We start from the raw sequence: 20,378 nt of genomic DNA, 5'->3' as shown, positions 1-20,378 counted from the left end.
CCGCGATGAAAAGCCGGGAGCTCGGGAAGCACCGGGCGCTGCTGGGATTTACCCCGCAGCCGGCTGTTCGCTGGCTCTCCCCCATGTCCCTGGCGCGGACGGCATTGAAGGTCATGGCGGCCACCGTGTTCGCGGACTTCGGCGACAAACGCGAGCTCGAAGGCAGCTTCCCGGACGATCCGCTGCGATTGGACAAGCTTCCCGTGCCGGGCCAACCGGCCCAGCCGCCTGTCACCAGCCGGGCTATACCGCCCCCCGGGATGGGCGCCGGCACCCCCACTGAGGGCCCGCGTTCCACGCCCGGTGAGCTCTGGCTCGACTTCACTGCCGACCTCGGCGACGGCTTCGACGCCACCTACACTGTGGCCTCGCTCCTGGCACAGGAATCACTCAGGGTGGACGGCCACGAGCTTCCCCGCGGCCGGGTGCTGGTGCTGGGCGGCGACGAGGTGTACCCCGTGGCATCCCCGTCAGCCTATGAGAACCGCATGGTGGGGCCGTACCGCACCGCGTTCCCGGCCTCGCGGTCCCCGGCGGGCACCCCTAACGGCGGCAACCCTACCCCGGGAGAAAGCGCGCAGATCCCTGTGATGCTCGCGCTCCCCGGCAACCACGACTGGTACGACGGCCTGACCTCGTTCATCCGGACGTTCACCCGGCAACGGAACATCGGCGCGTGGCGGACCATCCAAAGCCGAAGCTACTTCGCCGTCCGGCTGACAGGGGAAGGGCCCGGCCCCGGCCGTAAGGGCACCCCCGGCTGGTGGCTGCTGGGCCTGGACAGCCAGTTGGGCCAGTACATCGATGAGCCCCAGCTGGACTACTTCTACCGCAATGTCACCCTCCAACTGCAGCCCGGGGACGCGATCATCCTGTGCGTTGCCGCCCCCGTCTGGGTGGACGCCGACGCTGACCGCACCGGGGAAAAGCCGAACGAGTTCCGCCAGGCCGACTTCTTCGAACAGGACTACCTGCGGCGACGGTTCAACCCGGAGACGGGCTTGTTCGAACCCACCGGGGCCAGTGTCCGCTTGTGGCTCACGGGGGACCTCCACCACTACTCCCGCTACGAAGAAACCAACCCCGAGCCAAACACCCCCAACACCGGTGCCGCCATGACCCAGATGATCACGTGCGGCCTCGGCGGCGCCTACCTTTCGGACGCCCACTGGCTCCCGAAGGAGCTGCTCCTCCCCGCACCGGCAGGGGCAGGAGAAACCTCCGGCGCCAACCCTCCACCTGCCGTTCGCCGCTTCACCCGCGCCCCCACCATCTACCCCGACCAATCCGAGTCCCACCTCCTGGGCCCGCGGCTGGCCAACCCGTTCTCGCCGTCGTGGCTTCCCGTACGCAACCCCGGCTTCGGCGTTTCCATGGGAGCCGTGCACGTCGTGGCCGCACTCACCGCCTGGACCGTGTTCAGCGCGTTCCAAGGCGAGTCCTTCGTGGACGCCCTGCGCGGGGCAACCACCGGAAACCTGCCCCTGACCATCACCGTGCTGGTCCTCGCCATGCCGGCCCTCCTGCTGGTGATCTCCCTGCTGGCACGGGCACTGGGGATAGCCACAGCCGGCATCGTCGTTTTTGCCCGCGGCACGCTGTACCAACTGTCCGCGCTTGCGGTGGGTGCCGCCGTCGTGATCCTCATCCCGTGGCCGCGCCACTGGCCGGACATCCTGGTGGTCCTCGTGGCGCTGGCCCTGGTGCACGGCGGCGGGTGGGTGCTGGGGAGTGAGGCGTTCGCGCTGTTCATCCTGGCCACGTCCAGCGGCGAAGTGGACTCGTGGAAGATGTCCGGGCAGTCGATCGAGGACCACAAAGGCTTCCTCCGCATTCACCTGGGCACCGACGGCAACCTCACCGTCTACCCGCTGGTGGTGGACATCATCTGCCGCGACTGGCGGCTGGCAGACAACGACGACGGCGCGCGGCTGGTTCCGGAGTCCGGCTTGCCGGCCGTGCGGCTTCTTGAAGAACCAATCACCATCGCACGGAAGGGAACCACGCCATGACCATCACCCGCGCCGCGCACCGGACCGAGGTGATCCCGTTCCGCGCCCGGGACAACACTCCCCTGAGCCTGGTCCACGTCACGTCACCGGCCGAACCCGCCAAGGGCCCTGTGCTGCTGGTCCATGGTTCCGGCGTCAGGGCCGAACTTTTCCGGCCGCCCATCCGCACCACCATCGTTGACGTGCTCCTGGAGGACGGCTGGGATGTTTGGATGCTGAACTGGCGCGCCTCGATCGACCTGGAGCCGCTGTCCTGGACGCTCGCTGACGCCGCAGTCAATGACCACCCGGCCGCCGTCGAGTACGTGCTCCGGGAGACCGGCGCCGACACCATGAAGGCAGTGATCCACTGCCAGGGCTCCACGTCCTTCACGATGTCCGCGGTTGCCGGCTTGCTGCCGCAAGTGGACACGATTGTCTCCAACGCGGTCTCGCTGCACCCTGTGGTCCCCGCCTTCTCGCGCTTGAAGATCGACTACCTCACGCCCGTGGTGAAACTCTTCACCCCGTATCTTTCACCGGCTTGGGGCTACAAGTCGCAGGGCTACTTCACCCGGGCCATCCGCGGCCTGGTCAAGGCCACGCACCACGAGTGCGACAACACCGTGTGCAAGATGGTCAGCTTCACCTACGGCAGCGGACGCCCGGCCCTGTGGGCCCATGAAAACCTCGACGACGCAACGCACCAGTGGCTCAGCGGCGAGTTCGCCGAAGTGCCGGTGACGTTCTTCGAGGAGATGGGCCGCAGCATCCGGGCAGGGCACATGGTGGCGGCGGGCAACCATCCGGAACTGCCGAAGGACTACGTGGCCGAGGCCCCGCAGACGGATGCACGGTTCGCGTTCATCGCCGGACTGGACAACCTGTGTTTCCTGCCCGAGAGCCAGCAGCGCAGCTACGAGTTCTTCCGAAAGCACCGCCCGGGCAAGGACTCCCTGCACCTCATCCCCGGCTACGGGCACTTGGACGTCTTCTTCGGCGAACACGCCTGGCAGGACACTTTCCCCATCATCATCGACGAGCTGAACGGACACCAGGAGCTCAAGCCATGAAAACCCTCACCGAGCTGATCACCCCACTGCTCAAGGTCATGCCCTCCCCCGTACCGCGCCGCCAGGAGCGGTTGCGTGGCCAACACGCCCTGGCGGACGGTATCAAGTACGTCATGCCCGTCAACTCCGACGATTCACCGGTCCTCATGGCGGCTTTCCCCATCAACAAGAAGGCTGCAGCCGCCATCCTTCCCGGACCTGAGCTGCGGCCATTCAGCCTGGGCGGCAAGGGCTTGCTGGTGGTCACGGTGGTCAATTACAGGTCCACGGACATCGGCAAGTACATCGAGTATTCCCTGGCCATCGCCATTACCCACGGCCTGGGACCTGCGCCACCGCTGCTTCCCTTGCTCTTCCAGAAGACGTTCAAGCTTGGCCAGTTCGTGGTGGACCTTCCCGTCAGCACCGAAATCTCCGTCAAGGGCGGCAAGGGCATCTGGGGCATGCCCAAACACCAGGCGAACCTTGACTTCGTGGTGACCGATTCCACGGTCTCCGCCCAGTACGACAAGGACGGCAAGCTCGGTTGCTACATCGAAATCGACCGCCCGGACCCGCTGGGCATCCCGTTGAAACTCGCAGCGTCCAACTACTGCGCGTTCCGGAACATGCTCTGGAAATCGGACATCTACTTTGAAGCCACGGGCGACATCGCTTTGGGGGCACAAGCCAAGGCGCGCCTCATCCTTGGCGATGCGCCCGGCGTCGCACCTTTGAAGAACCTGGAGCCGGAGGCGAAACCGATCTTCACCGCATGGCTGCCCACGGCACACGGCGTCCTGGACGACCACTATGAGGCCTGGTTCCTGACGGCGCCCACCGAGGCCGGCGCTGCGGGCCTGCGGGGCGGAGAGATGCTGGACAGCGTGGTGAACCTCGGGCAGGGCCAGGAGTGGCTGGCACCGCCTGACCGCAGCCGGGTGCCGGGCGCTGCGGCCAACACCCAGGGCGGTACCCCATGAACTGGCTGCTGCTCATCAACGCCCTGTACTTCCTGTTCGGCGCCACCATGTACGTGGGCACCATGTGGGTCCTCAAGTTCTTCCTTTACCCCACGTGGCGTTCACTCGCGCGGGACAACGTGGACATGCACTTCGGGATTCCCACCCGTGCCGCCACCAAGTTCTTCACCGTGGTTGTGCCCGTCATGTTCATTTCCGGCGGCATCCTCGTCTGGTCCGAGTGGGGCACCATCCGGGTTGTTCCGGCCATCATCTGCCTGCTTGGCATCATCGTGTTGACCTGGGTGGGACAGGGAATCATCATTCCCATCAACGTCCGGATCCGCGGCGGCGACTTCAAGGACGACGCCGAACTGCGCTCGCTCCTCAAACGGTGGATGATGCTCAATGACATTCGTTTCTACGTCTCCACGCTGACGTGGGCTGCCATGGTGTGGCTCCTCGTTGACCGGGGCCGGCTGCTGGAGTCGTTCGGGTGAGCGCCCACGCTGAGTCCCGCAAGCCACACCCGCCGGGGACCGTGGCCTGGGCAACGGCCGATCCCCTCCGGGCCGTGCTGGCCCTCATCGCGATCATCACGGTGGTGACGGGCGTGGTGGAAGTGCCCTTCGGAGGCCCCCTGCTGCAGTTGCTCGGCGCGGACTCGACTCCGGAAACCCGGCAGCTCTTTGGCACGGTGGGCATGTTCATGGTGGTAGTGGGCGGGCTTCTCCTTCACACCCTGCTCAACACAGTGCCCTCTCCCGAGGTGGTCCTGTGGTCCGGCGTGCAGAAGACCGGGGCCTTCGGAGCCGTAGGGATCGGGGTCCTCAACGGCGTCTTCTCGCCCGTGGCCCTGCTGGTTGCCTTCTTCGACCTCGCGACGGCGGTGCTCCTCTTCATCTACTGGCGGCGGCTCGGTGCCGCGGCCCCGGCGGGACTCACGCCATGAAGCGGTCCTTGGTATTGGCGGGCGGCGGGATGCGCGTTGCATGGCAGGCCGGAGTGGTCAGGGCACTGGCCGAGGAAGGGATCGATTTCCATCACGTGGATGGAACGTCCGGGGGTATCCTCACTGCCGGGATGCTGCTCTCCGGCGTATCTCCGGAGGACATGTGCCGGCGGTGGCTGGACGTTGACGTCAAGGACTTCGGCTCCGCACTGCCCGTGGGCGACTACCTTAAGGGTCCGTGGTCGCTGCCCGCCATCGGCGACGCCGACGGCATCCTCAACAAAGTGTTCCCTGCCCTGGGCGTCGACGCCGATGCCGTGCGCCGGCACGCAACTGCGCCGGACGCCGTCGAGGGTTCCTTCAACGTTGTGGAATTCACCGAGAAGCGGTGCCACGCAATCGATGCCAAGGACATCGACGCCGAACTGATGGCTGCGGGCATGTCCCTGCCGATCTTCCTCACTCCCCTGCGCCGCGACGGCAGGATCTGGACCGACGCCGTCTGGGTCCGGGACGCAAACGTCGCCGAGGCACTCCGGCGGGGCGCCGATGAAGTGTGGCTCATCTGGTGCATCGGCAACTCCCCGTATTGGGGTGACGGTCCGCTGGAACAGTACGTCCACATGATCGAAATGAGTGCCATGGGCGCGCTGCTGGCGGACTTCGAGGCGGCCGCGGCGACGGGCCGGCACTTCGTGCTGCACGTCATCAAACCCGAACACCCGCTTCCCCTGGATCCCGAGTTCTACCTGAACCGGGTGGACGCCGGGACGTTGATCGGCATGGGGTACCGCGACGCCCGCAGCTACCTCGATTCCCTGCAACCGGAGGGCGTGGCCAAGGACGCCGGCTGTACTGCCATGACGGAACCGCCCCCCGGAGTCCGCTTCAACGACACCCTGCGGGGAGACATCGGCGGCAGCCCACTGACGTTCCGGGCCACCGTGGTACTCCCTACCGCTGCCGTCGCAGGGCCGCCCCGATTCACCGGCTACGTCGACCATGCGGGGGTTGGCGGCCGTGTGTTCGTGGCAGACGGGCGGGTGGAGTCCGACGGCGACCAGGTGACCTACCGCGGAAAGGTCCGGCTGGGCGGTTCCTGGCAGGAACTGAGCGTGACCCGGACCCTCCACGACGACCCCGGGCCGGACGCCTGGATGGACTCGCGCCGCGCAGAACTGGCCCTCGGGGATACGCGCACCGACGTGCGGATGACGTTGGCGGACGCGGCCGGACTCCTGGCCTCCGTTGAACCGGTAGGCGCCCACGGCTTTATTGACCGGGCCGGGGCCGCCGCGGGATTCGCCGCAAACGGACTCCGGGAACTGCTCCACCGCTACTGACCTGCAGCTTTGGTCACATCACCCCCGCAAGCGAGAGTGTGATCCAGCTTATTACCGGCTGGTAAACGCCGCGCTACAAACGCGCCTCCAATGGCAACAGCGGGGAAACACCCCCGAAAAACCCGGCTCCTAGGCTGATGTACACAAGCACCAGGCAGGTCACAGCGAAAGGGCCCACCATGTCCTCCTCTTCCCGGCACATCGTCATCGCAGGCGCAGGTCCGGCCGCCCAGGCTTTGGTTCGGCGGCTGGCGGGCAAAGGACCCCGGCCGCAGGGCCAACGCCTCTTCGACGGCACCATCACGGTCCTGAGCAACCGTGATGAATGCCCGCAGGAACTCCTTGAACTGGCCGGACTCCCCCGCGTGTCCGTCCGCTTCGGCCAGGCGGCAAGCTACATCGATGCTGAAGCCAAGGCAGTCACCACCGTGGACGGCATGGAGTTCGCCTACGACCAACTGGTCATCGCCACCGGCTCAGCTCCCTTGCTGCCGCCAGTCACGGGCGCCTACTGCGGCCTGAGCTACTCCACAATCGACGATGCCGGCCCCATCGGGGAAGCCATCAAGGACGCCACGCGCGTGGTCGGTCACCGGCCTTTGGGGATATTGGTAGGTACCGGACCCGCTGCCGGACAAGCCGAGGCGGTCCTCCGGGCCCGCGGAGTCCGTCCCGTCCGCACCACGCTGCGCCCGGCCGCCGTCGTACCTTCCCTGGCCGGTTCCCCGCTGCCGGCCGCCGGCATCCTGTTCGAGGACGGCAGCAGCATGAACGGCGACCTCGTGGTCCTTGCCGAAGACCGGATCGCCCGCACCGAACTCGCCCTGACGGCGGGCCTCCGGATAGCCTCCGACGGCGGCATCGCAGTCGGGCGCGACCTCGCCACCTCGGTTCCCGGCATTTGGGCGATCGGCGACGCAGCTTCCTGCGACGGCCTGCGGCTGGGGCTGCTCCTGTCGGCCGAATCCTCAGCAATGCTGTGTGCCGCGGGGATTCTTTCAGGTGCCCCGGCGGCCGCTTTCGGGAACGCGGAGGACACCCGGGAAGCAGCGTGAACAACCACTTGATCGGGCCGTGCAACCTCCGATCGGGCCACGGCACTTATGGCAAGATGGTCCTTTGACGGGCAGTGACAACCCTGCGGCCACCGGGCCGGCCACGCCCGGCACGGAAGGATCCCATGAGCACTGAAGCCGGCATTGCCTCCTACATCGACCACACGCTGCTGAAGCCCGAGGCCAGCGAGGCGGACGTCCTGAAGGTGTGCGCTGAGGCCGTCGAGTACAAATTCAAGTCCGTCTGCGTCAACCCGGTCTGGGTCAAGACCGTCAAGAACGCCCTCAAGGGTTCGGGAGTGCTGACATGCTCCGTGGTGGGCTTCCCGCTCGGTGCCACGCCCAGCGACGTCAAAGCGTTCGAAGCCCGCGGCGCGGTGCTGGACGGAGCGGACGAGGTGGACATGGTGATCAACATTGCCGCCGCGCGTGCCAATGACAAAGGCGCCCTGGTGGAAGACATCGCCAAGGTTGCCGAGGCCGTCCACGGAGGCGAGGCCATCCTGAAGGTCATTATTGAAACTTCCTTGCTGAGCGACGAGCAGAAGGTCATTGCCTGCGAGGCTGCCGTGGAGGCGGGCGCCGACTTCGTCAAGACGTCCACCGGTTTCAACGGCGGAGGCGCCACCGCAGAGGACGTCGCCCTGATGCGCAAGGCCGTGGGCCCGGATCTCGGCGTCAAGGCCTCGGGCGGAGTGCGCTCCCTGGCCGACGCACAGGCTATGATAGCTGCTGGTGCAACACGTATCGGAGCGAGCTCCGGGATTGCCATCGTCAAGGGTGAACAGGGTTCATCCGACTACTAAGGCTTCCGGAAGCCGCCACGGAATTTGAGCCCTGCGGGGCCGAGGAGGAATGAATGTCCAAGAACACTGCCCCGATTGAAAAAGAGAACAACCTGGGCACCAGCATTGTCCTGTTCCTGGTGATCATCGTCCTGTTCCTCGGCGCAATCTACTCGCTGTCCTTCCTGACGCTGGACAACCCGTGGCCGATGGCCGTGTGCCTGGGTCTCTTCGCCCTCGCGTTCTGGATCCCGCAGACCATCCTCGGCCGTTCGGACTCGGCAGGCGAAAACTAAACTTCGTACAACGGCAAGACGTACAACAGCAAGGCCCGGGCGGATTCGCCCGGGCTTTGCTGTTTCAGAATCCTTGCTGTTTCAGCGGCCCCACGGGATCAGTCCGCAGCGAAATACGTTTCCCCTTTGACGGGAATCACGCCGCTCGGGAACAGGGCATCTGCCTGGGTGGCATATTCCCGTATGCGCGAAAGCTTGGAGGCAGCGCCGGCCTCCCACGTCCAGGATCGGTAGCCCTGCCGCTCCAGCAAGGCCGCATCCGGTGGTGTTGCCACGTTATAAGGGAAGTCCGAGTACAGGACGACGTTGTCCGGGTGCCCTGCTGCCGCCTCCCGCGTGATCAGATGGTCAACGTGCCGTCCCACTCCCACCGGACAAAAAAGCAATTCAGCCTGGGTGCTGGCCATGAGCCCGGCAACTTTGTCCCTCAGTTTCCCAATGAGCGCTTGGTCGCCCGGCGCCACTCTTCCCAAAGCGATATCGAACCGGTAGGTCGGGTAGCGGTGCGTCAGTTCAGGAGGCAGCTTGCTCCAGACCTTGTCCACGAGCCCCTGCTTAAGGAACGGCCTGCGATGGCGGAGTGGTTCGCGCTTCCGGAAGAGGGCATCCACCTCTCCCAGGTGCAGGTACTGGACACCCATGGCAGCCAGCACGGCCCTGTCCTCGGCCTTGCGGGCTTCAAAGAGCTCCCCGGCGTCGGTGATGCAGCACTGGCTCAGGAACGATCGCGCCGCGCGAGTGTGCGGCGGGGAACCCTCCTCCGTGAACACGGTGGCCACCACGATGGTGCGCTTTTGCGCTTGGGCCTCGAGCAGCGCACCGCAGGAGAGCACTGCATCATCAAGATGGGGCGACAGCACAAGCCAAGGCGCGTTTCCTGCCATGGAGCGTTCAACCCGTTTTTGCTGTGTCATCTAATCCCTTTCAGCGGCACTGTCCTGCCGACCGGTTGTTGCGGAAAGTGCCTCCAAGGCGGCATGGTAAGCCTCGGCCTGGCGGTCCGCGAGCGCATCCCAGTTGTAGCCGGCCGCGAACTTCCGTCCTTCCTCAGCCACGGCTTCCAAGCCGGGTTGTGCGTACCGGCGCGTTATCTCGTCTGCGAACGCGCCGACGTCGAACGGCTCGACCAGCCACCCCACCCCTGGCGGGACGATCTCCCGCAGGCACGGGATGTCGAAGGCAATCACCGGCGTGCCCGTCGCCAGGGCATCGATGGCCACGAGTCCAAAGGTCTCGTGCCGCGAAGGCACCAACACCAGGCGCGCCTCGCTGAAAGCGCGGAACTTCTCCTCCCCGGAGAGCCACCCGAGCAACTGCACGCGCTCTGAGAGACCGGCGTCGCGGATGAGCGCACGCAGCTTTGCTTCGTCCGGGCCCGTGCCGGCAACGAGGAGCATCCCGTCCACGTCCGCGCAGCACTTGGCCCAGGCCGCCATCAGCAGGTCCAAACCTTTGTGGCCGAGTTCCAGGCGCCCGACGAAGAGGACATTTTGGCCCTTGTGGGGCGTTGCTTTCCACGCCGCAGGATCCACGCCGTTTCCGATCACGTCCACATGGATGGCCGGATTCAGTGCAGCAAGGTTGTCTGCGATTCCGCGGGACACTGCAATGAGCCTCCGGTGCTTGCGAACGCCCCACCTTTCCACCCAGTGCAGGGGCAGTTTGTATTGCCGTGCTTTGTCCCTGGCATGCAGCCATTGGACAACGCCGATAGTGGGAAGTTTGGTCCAGAGCGGCGCAGCCATGGTGGAGAAGGGTGCGAAAAAATCCTCCACCACCAGATCGGCCGCCACCCGGCGCCGCCGCACTTCGAAGGGCAACCGCAGCACGTACGCCACCAGCCTGGTGAGCCTGGTGCCACCACTGCCAAGGCCGATGGGCACATAGCGGACGCCGTCCTGGACCCGTTCCTGCCACCCGGGATACCGGGTGGTCAGCACAGTAACGTCGAATCCCCGGGCGGCAAGGCGCCGGTTGATTTCATGGGTCCTGACGGATCCGCCGCCTGCCCCGGGCATGCGGGGGTCCTCGAACCCCAGATGCAAAACTCTCATGATTACCTTTCTGTCCCGTAGCTCTTGGAGGGCACCCCTACGTTGGCAGCGGCTGCTGCCTGACGTTTGGCCGGATCCACGTACCAGACGGTGGTTTCGCCGTTGGTGGGGCCGGCCGTGGTGACCATGGGCGTTGCGTGTTCCTCCAACCAGGCGAGCATGGCGGGATTGGCGTATCCGTAGCCCTGCCTCGTTGGTTTCGATTGGGTGAGGACATAGCTCACGCCGTTCTGTTCCATCAACGGCGCATCCGGCCAGATGCCAAAACGGGGATCGTGCATGTAGGCGAAGTGCCCCGTGCTGTTGGTGACGCTGATCCGCGCGTCGACTGGGAGGTTGGCCTGGATCCACTCATCGGCGCGGACAAATCCGTTGTCCTGGGTCAGGGCGGTCCGCAGTCCCAGCGCCACCGTGAGCACCACGTGGATCACCGCGATCACGGCCAGCGCCTTGCGGGTGCCCGGAAACCTCTCCCTGAGCTCCACCACGAACAGGACGGCGCACAGTGCGCCAACCACCATGACGCCGTACCCGTACTGTTCCTCAAAGGTGCCGAACAAAGCGCTGTAGGTACCCGCGGCGCCAAGTGCCAGGCCCGCCAGCCCCATCAGCCGCCGTCCGGCGTGGATGCTGAAGCACAGCAGCAATCCAGCAACGGGGCACAACACCAGGAGGAGATAGCTGGTACCGAATTGCCCTACCTGCTCCACCAGCCGGGAGACAATGCTCGGTGACCCCTCCGCGGTGAACCCGGTGGACTTCTCCACCCCGGACATGCGCACAACTCCATGGCTCTTGGCCCACTGCCACGCAGGGAAGTGTCCATGGACAGTCACCACCAGCAGGTAGACGGCGTAGGGAACAATGCCGAAGCCAGTGACCACAAGCCCTTGACGCCATGGGAGCGTCTTCTTCCACGCCAGGGCCGCAAGCACGGTAGCGATAGTGCAAATGAGGAAGAAGTCCTTGCACACCACCGAGTACCCCAGCAGTAAGCCGGCCCCTGCCAACCTCGCACAGGAACGCAGACGGCCTTCCCCCTCCCGGCTGCCCACCAGGAGCACCATCCCGGCCAGCGCCGGCACCATGGCCGAGGTCTCCAGGAAAGCATGGCTGTTGTTGCGAAGGATAAACGGCTCGAAGGACAAAATCACCGCAGTCAGCCACGCGGCGGCCAAGCCGGCCAGTTTGCGGATCAGCAGGTAGCCCAAACCCACAGTGACGGCTCCCAGGACAGCGTTGAGCCAGCGAAGCTGGAGGGTCATCGGGATGATGTCTCCGGACAGGCCGAACACCTTGAGAACGCCGGCTTCGAGCAGGAAGTAGCCTGGAGGGTGCAGGAAGAACGGACCGTCAGGCAACGTCGGAAATTCTCCCGCGCCCACCGATTCGCCGAGCCTGACGTACAGCATTTCGTCAACCCAGAGTTCAAAGCCCCGCTCCAGGCCGAGGGCGCGCACGCCGAATCCTGCCGCGGTCACCAGCACGAACGAGGCGGCCGCGTTGGAGGAGAGGCGGGCTCCGATGCGGGCCAGCCGGCCAGGCGAAAGTGTCTGCGGCTTGGACCTCCGGCCCACGAGCTTGGACCGCCGGCCCACGAGCTTGGACCGCCGGCCCGCGGCCCGCCGCCGTCGTAATATCCGGAGGTCGTTGCGCGTGGGCAGAAGCCCCCGTTGATGGGCAAGGACTCCTGTTCCGCCGACGCCGGCCAGCAACAACCACACAACAGGCTGCAGCCAGGCGGCCACACCGAGGACCACCAGAAGGGCCAGGACGCCCGCCGCCCACGCGACGCCGGACCGCCCCGAACCGGAGGAGGCATGGACGGCCAGAACCGGCCGGGCAATGACAGCCAGCGCCAAAGCCGCAGCCACGGCACCTACGCCACAACCAATGGCCATGCCCCGCACGCCATCGAGCTCCCAGCCCGCCCACAAGCCACCCAGCACCAGGACGGAGGCAATGGCGAGGCCCAGTTGGCAGCGGCGGTAGGCGCGCAGGGCCAGGAGGACCGTGGTGAGGACCATCAGGACCGCATAGCCCAGGCCGGCCGCAGCCAGCCACGGCAGGAGCCCCAGGGATCCGTGGTATTTCTGCGGAACAATGAGCCCTGACATCATCGGTGGCGCCGTGGCAATGACGGCAAAAGCCACCGTCCCGAGCTGCCCGAAGGAGACAAAAGCTTCTGCAAGGACCTTGCGGACATTTGCTCCCGGACTGCGAAGCAAGGGAAAGGCAACCAGCGCGGTCCCCGCGGCCACATAAACAGGTCCTTTTGCGATGGTGGCCAACGCTTGGAAGCCTGCCGCTTCCGCGGAGCCGCCGCCCAGGAAACCGACCACGACGACGTCGATGCCCACCAGGACGGACACGACACACAGGACCGAGGCGATGTCGCTGGTTTCAGCCCAGCGCCACTTCTCCCGAAGCACTCCCGGACGCCACGTCAGATCCCGGTAGAAGGACCGCGGCACGGCAAACTGCACCAGGGAGCCCACCGCAAATCCAGCCACTGCTCCCCCCGCGCCCCAGGCAAGGGCGATGACCACCAGGCTGAAGAGCAGCCGAACAAACACCTCGACGATGGTGGTCAGGGAATACCACGGAAATCTCAGCTCGCCCTGAAGCCAGCCGGCATGCGCCGTGACGACGAAGATCCCCAAGGAGCCCAACGCCACAGCTGCCGCCAGGTCCGGACCTGCGAAAACGAGCGCCAACCCGCCTGTGAGCAGCGCCGAAGCCGCGCCCGCCGCCCACGAAACGAAAACCGCGAAGGCTATCCCGTCCCTGCGCTCCTCCGAACCCGCAGGATGGACCGCCACGATGTGGGACAGCGGCAACGGAACCAACGCCGAGGCCACAATTCCCACGATGCCCATGAGCATCGCGGCTGCGGCGAAGTGCGTGTAGTCGGTGGTCTCAAGCATGTTGGCCATGAGGAGCGTGCAGACGTAGCTCACTACCCCCACCAGTCCCGCCGAGACCGCCAGGATGCCGCTGTTCTCCGCTACTTTGCTTGCCTGGCCGGCTTTGGCACGGCTTCGGTTTGCCGGCGCGGTGCCGGAGCGTGTCCCGCTATAGGTCATGAACAGCGTCGGCAGGAGTGAACCCGTTGCCCGGTCCGGCGAGGAGGCTGCTCCTCCCTGCCGGCCGCACCTCCGCGGCAATCACACCCACGCTTTTCAAGGCAGCGAACGCCTCGAATTCATCGCGCCCTTTGATGAGCACTTCCACGTCGCCCTCGGTCTCCCGCACTTCATCCGTGGGCCTGAGGACGCTCCGTATGCTTCCGAGATCCACTCCCGCGGGAAGTTCGAAGCGTGCCACGGTGGACATGTCCGAAACGCTGGCATAGCCATCAACGCCCCGGCGGCGCAGGGTCTCCTCCAGCAGGACTCCGGCCAGCAATTCCGAGGAGCGGTCCCAGGTGAAGCACCGGGCCCACTCCTGGCACTGGGCAGATATGGCTTCTGCGATGTCCGCATCAGCCAAAGCCTCCAACGCGGAAACCATGGCAGCGCCAAGTTCCGTGGGTGTGTCCACGAACCAGCCCGTCCGCCCACCCACCACTGAGTCCCGGATTCCCGGGACCTGCAATGCCAGGCAGGGGACGCCCCACGCTGCGGCCTCCACTACCGAGCATCCCCAACCTTCGGAAGCGGAGGTCGATGTTGTGAGCCAGGCGCGGTTCAAGAGATCGTCGCGGACTTCGTTTGGCTGGTATCCGTGAAACGTCACTGCGTGGTCCAGTCCGAGGTCCATGGCCAACTGCTGCAAACGGGGCTTCTCCGGACCGTCTCCCACGATTTCCAGGCGCAGATTCGGAATACTCCGTGCCGCAACCGCGAACTGCCCCAGCAACAAGTCCAGCCGCTTGTGGGGAACCAACCGGCTGACGACGCCAATGGTTGGTTCCGGATCCCTGGGCCCCGGCCTTGCGGGCACGTCGATGGTGCCGTTCGGGACCACATGCACGGGACCGGTGAAGCCAAGCTTGCGCAGCTCCAGCCGCGTGGACACCGACACTGCCGCAATGGCCCTCTGACCGTAGACCGCCTTCGCACCGCTGTTCTCCAAGAAGCGGCCAAGGGCTGCCAGCGGAGGAGCGAACCTCGTGGCGAACTGCTCCTGATGGACGTGGTGGATCAGTTGGACGATCGGGGTATCAGCCGGTACGAACAACGGAGAGAAGAAGGGGATTCCGTTCTGGCAGTCAACAATTGCATCGAACGTTTCGCCTGACCTCAGAAGCTTGAGTGCTGACCGGGCATAGATGGCCAGGGGCCCGCCGGCACGCAGGACCCGGACGCCGTCGATGACGTCAGCTGCGGCCTGTCCGGTATCCCGGCCGGTGAACCAGGTGACCTTGATTCCGTGCTCAACCCACCTCCGGGAAATCTCGTGCATGTATTGCTCTGCCCCGCCGGCCTGTGAGTGCAACACGTCGCGCCAGTTGAGGACCAGCACGTGTTTTCCAGCGAGCCGCGCGACGGCGGTTTCGTGCGTCAGTACCGCGGTCACGGCGTTGACTTTGGGAGCTGGAAGACGGCGGCGAAACTGGCTACACCGTCATGGAGGGGCCGGAAGGACGACGATGCGCCATCCGTCCATGCGACCGGCAGTTCAACAATCGGTGCGTCCTGGAGTTGAAGCCTGAGAAGCAGCTCGACGTCGAAGGCGAAGCCTGTTGCCCGGCACTGCACCATGGCAGCGGTGAGCGCATCACGTTCGAAGAACTTGAAGCCGCACTGTGTGTCCGCGATGCCCTTGACCTTTGTCCTGGTCAACGCCCTGAACGCCCTGCCGCCAAGGCGCCGGCCCAACTGTTGGGGCCGGACAAGAGTGGCGCCGGGCGCATGCCGCGACGCGATCACGGCTGCGGCTCCATGCTGCAGGTGGGACATGGCAGCAGCCAGGGTCTCCACGGGAGTGGCCATGTCGGCGTCGAAGAAACCAGTGAACCGCGAGGTCCCGCTCAGGAGCCCCCGACGGACGGCAGCGCCCTTGCCACGGCGGGCACAGCCGATCACCGAGATCGGCACCGGGCTTCCCGCTTCCCTGGACAGTTTCCGGACCACCGGCCCCGTTTCGTCCACGCTGGCGTTGTCCACCACCACAATCCGCGAAGACCACGGCTGCGCGGCGAGGAAGTCGGCTGTCTGTCGCAGCGTGCCGGGCATCCTCGAAGCCTCGTTGTACGCCGGAATAATTACCTCAAGGTCAACGTGTGAGCGCCGCAACGATTGGGTGCGTCGCTGTGCCTCACTTTCCTTGCTGCCTGAATGGATGCCGTGCGAACGGAACAAATCCATGTGAACCTCCAAGTTCCCCAAACCAAAGTCTTACCGGGGCAAAGGCGCCCGTTTGGATGTGGAGGGAGGCCATGAGTCATGACGCGAATTTGATGGACGTTTCAAGCAATGGACCAACAGGGAGCTCAAGGAAGCTGCAGTGCACCGCCCAAAGCAGCCACCATTCCGGGCCAGTGCTGCCGGGCAAGGGTCCAGGCGGAGACGGCCATTCCCACCATGGCGTAGCCGCTCACCGGGATCAGCACCAGCCACTCGCGACGGGATCCCGCGCGGCCGAGCAAGGGCAGGGAAAACGCGCCGTTCGGCCGCCAGATCCCCTTGATGGCCGACTTGCGGAGGAACTTAGGCGGCTTGATGACGATGGGCCATAAGAGGGGCACACCGCCCACAGTGATCATGTCCCCCACGATGTGGACCACCACGCCCGTCAGCATGGACAAAGGAAGCCAACCCCACTGGTCCGGAGCGAACCACGTCACCAATCCGGCCATGACAAGGGCGAAGATCCAGTTGGTGATCCAGCCGGACTTGGGAAACAGCTTCAGGGCCTTGGCCGCGAGGTTGATCATGAACATGCACAGGAGTCCTGCGCCCACGGACAACTTCCCCACCGGCGTGACCATCTGGAACTGGGCGGCCATTGCGGCCAGCACCACGAAGGCGGAGGCTCCCAGCAGCGAGTGCGTCCCCTGGCGGTGCCCGCCGCTGGCCTTCTCGATGCCCACGGCGATCACGTTGGAGACCGGGGGCAGCGAGTTTGCAATGGTGCTGTGCCGGTGGTCCCAGTCGCACACGAGTGCTGTTCCCGCCGTCGCCATGGCCCCGATGAGGATGCCGGTGGAATCCAGCGGATACCAGCCCAGTGCGTACGGCCCGGTCGAGGCAATAGCGATCCACGCCGCGGCTCCCGACGCGGCGTGGTGTCCTCCCATCATTGAAGTCAGCCGGCTTTCACGGGTACATCGGCGAAGATCGCCTCGATGACGTTGTTGGCCCACTCCAGGATTTCGGCGTCCTGCAGGTCGCGTCCGCCGATCCGGGCGGTCTTGGGTTTGGGGATCAACACGGCATCCAGCGCAGGCTTCACCTGGGAACCGGGGTACATGCGGTTCAGGCGCATGACCTTGGATTCGGGCAGTTGCGCCGGCGAGAATCGGATGAAGTTTCCCTGGAGCGCGACGTCGGACAGGCCGGCTTCGCGGGCCCCCACACGGAAGCGCGCCACGGCGATCAGGTTTTGCACGGGCAGCGGGGGCTCGCCGTACCGGTCCACGAGTTCGGCCAGGACTTCCTCGATGGCCTCGTTGGTGACGGCGGCCGCCAACTTGCGGTAGGCCTCCAGGCGAAGCCGCTCTCCGGGCACGTAGTCATGCGGCAAGTGCGCATTGACGGGAAGCTCGATCTTCATCTCCGCGGCCTTCTCCTCCGCGTCTCCGCGGTACTCGGCCACGGCTTCGCCCACCAGGCGGATGTAGAGGTCGAAGCCCACGCCCTGGATGTGGCCGGACTGCTCGCCGCCCAGGAGGTTGCCGGCACCGCGGATTTCGAGGTCCTTCATGGCCAACTGCATGCCGGCGCCCAGCTCGTTGTGGGCAGCCACGGCCTTGAGGCGCTCCAACGCCACCTCACCCAGCGGCTTTTCCGAGGGGTACAGGAAGTAGGCGTAGGCGCGTTCGCGGCCACGGCCCACCCGGCCACGGAGCTGGTGGAGCTGGGACAGGCCATACTTGTCCGCGCCGTCCACAATCAGGGTATTGGCGTTGGAAATGTCCAGGCCGGTCTCAATGATGGTGGTACACACCAGCACGTCGAAGCGTTTCTCCCAGAAGTCCACAATGATCTTTTCCAGGCGGCTCTCGGACATTTGCCCGTGGGCCACTTCCACGCGGGCCTCAGGAACCAGTTCGCGGATCTGTGCCGCAACACGCTCAATGGAAGAGACGCGGTTGTGCACGAAGAACACCTGTCCTTCACGCATGAGCTCGCGGCGGATAGCAGCCGAGGTCTGCTTGTCCGTGTACGGGCCAACATACGTGAGCACCGGGTGGCGCTCTTCCGGCGAGGTGGCCAAGGTGGAGGTCTCCCGGATGCCTGTCAGGGACATCTCCAGGGTACGCGGAATCGGCGTGGCGCTCATGGCCAGGACGTCCACATTGGTGCGCATCTTCTTCAGCGCTTCCTTGTGCTCCACGCCAAACCGCTGCTCTTCGTCGACGATTACCAGGCCGAGGTCCTTGAACTCGAAATCCTTGGACAGAAGCCGGTGGGTTCCGATTACGACGTCCACGGAACCGTTCTTGACGCCCTCGGCGGTTTCCTTGGCTTCCTTCGAGGTCTGGAAGCGGGACAGGGGCTTAACGCGCAGGGGGAACCCGCTGAAGCGTTCCGTGAAAGTTTCATAATGCTGTTGTGCCAGGAGCGTGGTCGGCACCAGGACGGCCACCTGCTTCCCGTCCTGGACGGCCTTGAACGCGGCCCGGACTGCGATTTCGGTCTTTCCGTAGCCAACATCGCCGGACACCAGGCGGTCCATGGGAATCTCGCGTTCCATGTCCGCTTTGACCTCATTGATGGTGGTCAGCTGGTCCGGTGTTTCCACATACGGGAAGGCTTCTTCAAGCTCGCGCTGCCACGGGGTGTCCGGGGCGAAGGCGTGCCCCCGGCTGGCCATGCGCGCCGAGTAAAGGCGGATCAGCTCCCCGGCGATCTCCTTCACGGCCTTGCGCGCCTTGGACTTGGTGCTGGCCCAGTCGGCGCCGCCCATCTTGCTCAGGGCCGGAGCGTCGCCGCCTACATAGCGGGTCACCTGGTCCAGCTGGTCGGTGGGAACGAACAACCGGTCCCCCGGAGCCCCGCGCTTGGAGGGGGCATACTCCAGGACCAAATACTCCCGAAGGCCCGAATCGGAGGCCGACGTACCGGCAACCTTGCGCTGGATCAACTCAACGAACTTGCCGATTCCGTGCTGCTCATGGACCACGAAGTCGCCGGCATGCAGTTGCAGCGGGTCCACGGCATTGCGCCGCTTGGACGGCATGCGCCGCATGTCCTTCGTGGAACTTGCCGACGCCCGTCCCAGCAAATCGGCTTCCGTGAGGAGGCCCAGTTTGAGCCCGTCCAGCACAAAACCGCGTCCGACGGCGGCACAGGTCACCTCAATGATTCCGGGCTGCGGTTCCTTGTCCAGGGAGTCCACGCGGCTGCACGGAATCTCGGCGTCGTGGAACAGTTCGGCCAGGCGCTGGGCCGGACCCGGGCCGTCCGTGACCACCACGATCCGCCACTGGTCGCGGACGCGGGAGCCGATGAACTCCAGCATTTCAGCCACGTCACCTTGGTATCCGCGCGGTTCGCGGGCGTGCAGGTTGAGGACGTCGATGTCCAGGACCAGGTCCTCGTCGGAGGCAAGGGATGTGATGGACCACCAGGAAACGCCGTGTTCCAGTGCTGCGGTACGGGTGTCGGTGAGGGATCGGAAGCTTGCAGCATGCAGGTCCGTGGACGCCCGGGACAACAAGTCCAAAGGCGCGGCGCCGCCGTCGGACGCCGTCGACCAGGCAGCCTCCAGGAATTCCTCGTTGGTGGCCGCGAGGTCGTGGGCCCGGGTACGGACCTTCTCCGGCTCAATGACTACCGTCATGGAGCCTGCGGGCAGCTGGTCCACCAAAGGAACCATGGCGTCCACCAGCACGGGCGCCAGGGATTCCATGCCCTCCACGGCAATGCCGCCGGCGATCTTCTCCAGCATGTCGGCCGCGGCCGGCATGTCCGCCTTCAGTTTGGCCGCGCGGGACATGACCGCGGGGGTGATGAGGATTTCGCGGCACGGCGGGGCGTGGAGTTCCGTGGGGTGGTGGATGCCCGGGGCGGACAACGACCGTTGGTCGGCCACGGCGAACCAGCGCATCTGGTCGATTTCGTCGCCGAAGAACTCCACGCGGATGGGGTGGTCTTCCGTGGGCGGGAAGACGTCCAGGATGCCGCCACGCACCGCAAATTCACCGCGATGGGTCACCATGTCCACCCGGGCGTAGGCCGCGTCGGACAGCGCCCTCACCACGTCGGTGAAGGAGCGCTCCTGCCCTACCTTCAAGGTGACGGGGACGAGGTCGCCCAAGCCGGCCACAATCGGCTGGACCACGGCGCGAACGGGTGCCACCACTACCCGGAGCGGGGCCGCCGTCGAACTTTCCGGGTGGGCGAGCCTGCGCAGGACCGACAGGCGGCGTCCCACCGTGTCAGAGCGGGGCGAGAGGCGTTCGTGCGGGAGGGTTTCCCAGCTGGGGAAGGTGGCAACGGAGTCGGCGGGCAGGTAGGAGGCGAGCGCAGCGGTGAGGTCCTCGGCCTCGCGCCCGGTGGCTGTCACGGCCAGTACCACCGGATCACCGGCGGCACCGGTGGCCAGGGCGTCGGCCATTTCGGCGAGCAGGACGGACCGCATGCCGGTGGGCGCGCTGATTTGATAGTCGGTGCTTCGGGACTCGAAAGGCCGCCCAGCCTCTGTTCGAACGCGCGCAAAAGTCTTGTCTTCCGCCAGTGCGCGGCGCAGGCCGTTGAGGCTCATGGCTGAAACTCC

General features: G+C 65.6%; 16 protein-coding genes. 9 read left to right on the top strand and 7 right to left on the bottom strand.

Translation table 11 applies throughout. The features are described 5' to 3' along the window. The first annotated feature begins 5 nt into the window (after nt 1–5). From AUR_RS16580 to AUR_RS16540, 9 genes are all read left to right on the top strand, one after another. Nucleotides 6–2,012: a hypothetical protein gene (locus tag AUR_RS16580; protein ID WP_062095780.1), complete on the top strand. Its 2,007-nt coding sequence runs from the start codon at nt 6–8 to the stop codon at nt 2,010–2,012. Next, nucleotides 2,009–3,064 carry an alpha/beta hydrolase gene (locus tag AUR_RS16575; RefSeq protein ID WP_021471432.1) on the top strand — a complete coding sequence of 352 codons (1,056 nt, stop codon included), beginning with the start codon at nt 2,009–2,011 and terminating at the stop codon, nt 3,062–3,064. The genes AUR_RS16580 and AUR_RS16575 overlap by 4 nt, the downstream gene beginning before the upstream one ends. Next, complete coding sequence (locus tag AUR_RS16570) at nt 3,061–4,026, top strand: acetoacetate decarboxylase family protein (protein ID WP_082694446.1); 966 nt, start codon at nt 3,061–3,063, stop codon at nt 4,024–4,026. Before AUR_RS16575 ends, AUR_RS16570 begins: the two co-directional genes overlap by 4 nt. Then, nucleotides 4,023–4,505 (top strand): DUF1772 domain-containing protein, encoded by a 483-nt coding sequence (locus AUR_RS16565; protein WP_062095778.1) that lies wholly within the window; start codon nt 4,023–4,025, stop codon nt 4,503–4,505. Before AUR_RS16570 ends, AUR_RS16565 begins: the two co-directional genes overlap by 4 nt. Then, complete coding sequence (locus AUR_RS16560; protein ID WP_241650944.1) at nt 4,502–4,957, top strand: hypothetical protein; 456 nt, start codon at nt 4,502–4,504, stop codon at nt 4,955–4,957. The genes AUR_RS16565 and AUR_RS16560 overlap by 4 nt, the downstream gene beginning before the upstream one ends. Further along, complete coding sequence (locus AUR_RS16555) at nt 4,954–6,300, top strand: patatin-like phospholipase family protein (protein ID WP_062095776.1); 1,347 nt, start codon at nt 4,954–4,956, stop codon at nt 6,298–6,300. The genes AUR_RS16560 and AUR_RS16555 overlap by 4 nt, the downstream gene beginning before the upstream one ends. 179 nt (nt 6,301–6,479) lie before the next feature. Then, nucleotides 6,480–7,355 carry an FAD-dependent oxidoreductase gene (locus AUR_RS16550; protein ID WP_021471438.1) on the top strand — a complete coding sequence of 292 codons (876 nt, stop codon included), beginning with the start codon at nt 6,480–6,482 and terminating at the stop codon, nt 7,353–7,355. A 125-nt stretch (nt 7,356–7,480) separates the two neighbouring features. Further along, nucleotides 7,481–8,161 (top strand): deoxyribose-phosphate aldolase, encoded by a 681-nt coding sequence (deoC, locus tag AUR_RS16545; protein ID WP_021471439.1) that lies wholly within the window; start codon nt 7,481–7,483, stop codon nt 8,159–8,161. Between the two features lie 53 nt (nt 8,162–8,214). Beyond that, nucleotides 8,215–8,436 (top strand): hypothetical protein, encoded by a 222-nt coding sequence (locus tag AUR_RS16540; protein WP_021471440.1) that lies wholly within the window; start codon nt 8,215–8,217, stop codon nt 8,434–8,436. 98 nt (nt 8,437–8,534) lie between these two features. Here the strand turns inward: AUR_RS16540 and AUR_RS16535 are convergent, their stop codons facing one another. The 7 genes from AUR_RS16535 to mfd all read right to left on the bottom strand — a co-directional run bounded on the left by AUR_RS16535 (nt 8,535) and on the right by mfd (nt 20,366). Then, on the bottom strand, nt 8,535–9,350 hold the full coding sequence (locus AUR_RS16535) for a PIG-L deacetylase family protein (RefSeq protein ID WP_241650943.1): 816 nt from the start codon (nt 9,348–9,350) through the stop codon (nt 8,535–8,537). After that, entirely contained in the window at nt 9,351–10,490 is a 1,140-nt protein-coding gene (locus AUR_RS16530; RefSeq protein ID WP_062095774.1) for a glycosyltransferase family 4 protein, read from the bottom strand. A 2-nt stretch (nt 10,491–10,492) separates the two neighbouring features. Next, nucleotides 10,493–13,576, bottom strand: a complete 3,084-nt coding sequence (locus AUR_RS16525) for an oligosaccharide flippase family protein (protein ID WP_062095772.1) — start codon at nt 13,574–13,576, stop codon at nt 10,493–10,495. Then, nucleotides 13,566–15,011, bottom strand: a complete 1,446-nt coding sequence (locus AUR_RS16520) for a glycosyltransferase family 4 protein (protein WP_062095766.1) — start codon at nt 15,009–15,011, stop codon at nt 13,566–13,568. The genes AUR_RS16525 and AUR_RS16520 overlap by 11 nt, the downstream gene beginning before the upstream one ends. Next, the gene (locus AUR_RS16515; RefSeq protein ID WP_021471445.1) at nt 15,008–15,802 is read right to left on the bottom strand and encodes a glycosyltransferase; all 795 of its coding nucleotides are present in this window, start codon (nt 15,800–15,802) and stop codon (nt 15,008–15,010) included. Before AUR_RS16515 ends, AUR_RS16520 begins: the two co-directional genes overlap by 4 nt. Before the next feature lie 125 nt (nt 15,803–15,927). Continuing rightward, nucleotides 15,928–16,737, bottom strand: a complete 810-nt coding sequence (locus AUR_RS16510; RefSeq protein ID WP_082694444.1) for a metal-dependent hydrolase — start codon at nt 16,735–16,737, stop codon at nt 15,928–15,930. Between the two features lie 5 nt (nt 16,738–16,742). Continuing rightward, entirely contained in the window at nt 16,743–20,366 is a 3,624-nt protein-coding gene (gene mfd / locus AUR_RS16505) for a transcription-repair coupling factor (RefSeq protein WP_062095763.1), read from the bottom strand. Nucleotides 20,367–20,378: the final 12 nt, after the last annotated feature.

Origin of the sequence: Paenarthrobacter ureafaciens, from assembly GCF_004028095.1 — a bacterium.
Classification (GTDB): Bacteria; Actinomycetota; Actinomycetes; order Actinomycetales; family Micrococcaceae; genus Arthrobacter; species Arthrobacter ureafaciens.
The sequence above is the reverse complement of the archived record's forward strand: the minus strand, read 5'-3'. Positions and strand labels throughout refer to the sequence as shown.

What these genes read in the sequence shown, in the direction of transcription:
- AUR_RS16540 (WP_021471440.1), top strand. Translation starts at nt 8,215, where the DNA reads ATGTCCAAGAACACTGCCCCGATTGAAAAAGAGAACAACCTGGGCACC.
- AUR_RS16580 (WP_062095780.1), top strand. Translation starts at nt 6, where the DNA reads ATGAAAAGCCGGGAGCTCGGGAAGCACCGGGCGCTGCTGGGATTTACC.
- AUR_RS16530 (WP_062095774.1), bottom strand. Translation starts at nt 10,490, where the DNA reads ATGAGAGTTTTGCATCTGGGGTTCGAGGACCCCCGCATGCCCGGGGCA.
- deoC (WP_021471439.1), top strand. Translation starts at nt 7,481, where the DNA reads ATGAGCACTGAAGCCGGCATTGCCTCCTACATCGACCACACGCTGCTG.
- AUR_RS16555 (WP_062095776.1), top strand. Translation starts at nt 4,954, where the DNA reads ATGAAGCGGTCCTTGGTATTGGCGGGCGGCGGGATGCGCGTTGCATGG.
- AUR_RS16565 (WP_062095778.1), top strand. Translation starts at nt 4,023, where the DNA reads ATGAACTGGCTGCTGCTCATCAACGCCCTGTACTTCCTGTTCGGCGCC.
- AUR_RS16575 (WP_021471432.1), top strand. Translation starts at nt 2,009, where the DNA reads ATGACCATCACCCGCGCCGCGCACCGGACCGAGGTGATCCCGTTCCGC.
- AUR_RS16550 (WP_021471438.1), top strand. Translation starts at nt 6,480, where the DNA reads ATGTCCTCCTCTTCCCGGCACATCGTCATCGCAGGCGCAGGTCCGGCC.
- AUR_RS16515 (WP_021471445.1), bottom strand. Translation starts at nt 15,802, where the DNA reads ATGGATTTGTTCCGTTCGCACGGCATCCATTCAGGCAGCAAGGAAAGT.
- AUR_RS16525 (WP_062095772.1), bottom strand. Translation starts at nt 13,576, where the DNA reads ATGACCTATAGCGGGACACGCTCCGGCACCGCGCCGGCAAACCGAAGC.
- AUR_RS16570 (WP_082694446.1), top strand. Translation starts at nt 3,061, where the DNA reads ATGAAAACCCTCACCGAGCTGATCACCCCACTGCTCAAGGTCATGCCC.
- mfd (WP_062095763.1), bottom strand. Translation starts at nt 20,366, where the DNA reads ATGAGCCTCAACGGCCTGCGCCGCGCACTGGCGGAAGACAAGACTTTT.
- AUR_RS16535 (WP_241650943.1), bottom strand. Translation starts at nt 9,350, where the DNA reads ATGACACAGCAAAAACGGGTTGAACGCTCCATGGCAGGAAACGCGCCT.
- AUR_RS16510 (WP_082694444.1), bottom strand. Translation starts at nt 16,737, where the DNA reads ATGATGGGAGGACACCACGCCGCGTCGGGAGCCGCGGCGTGGATCGCT.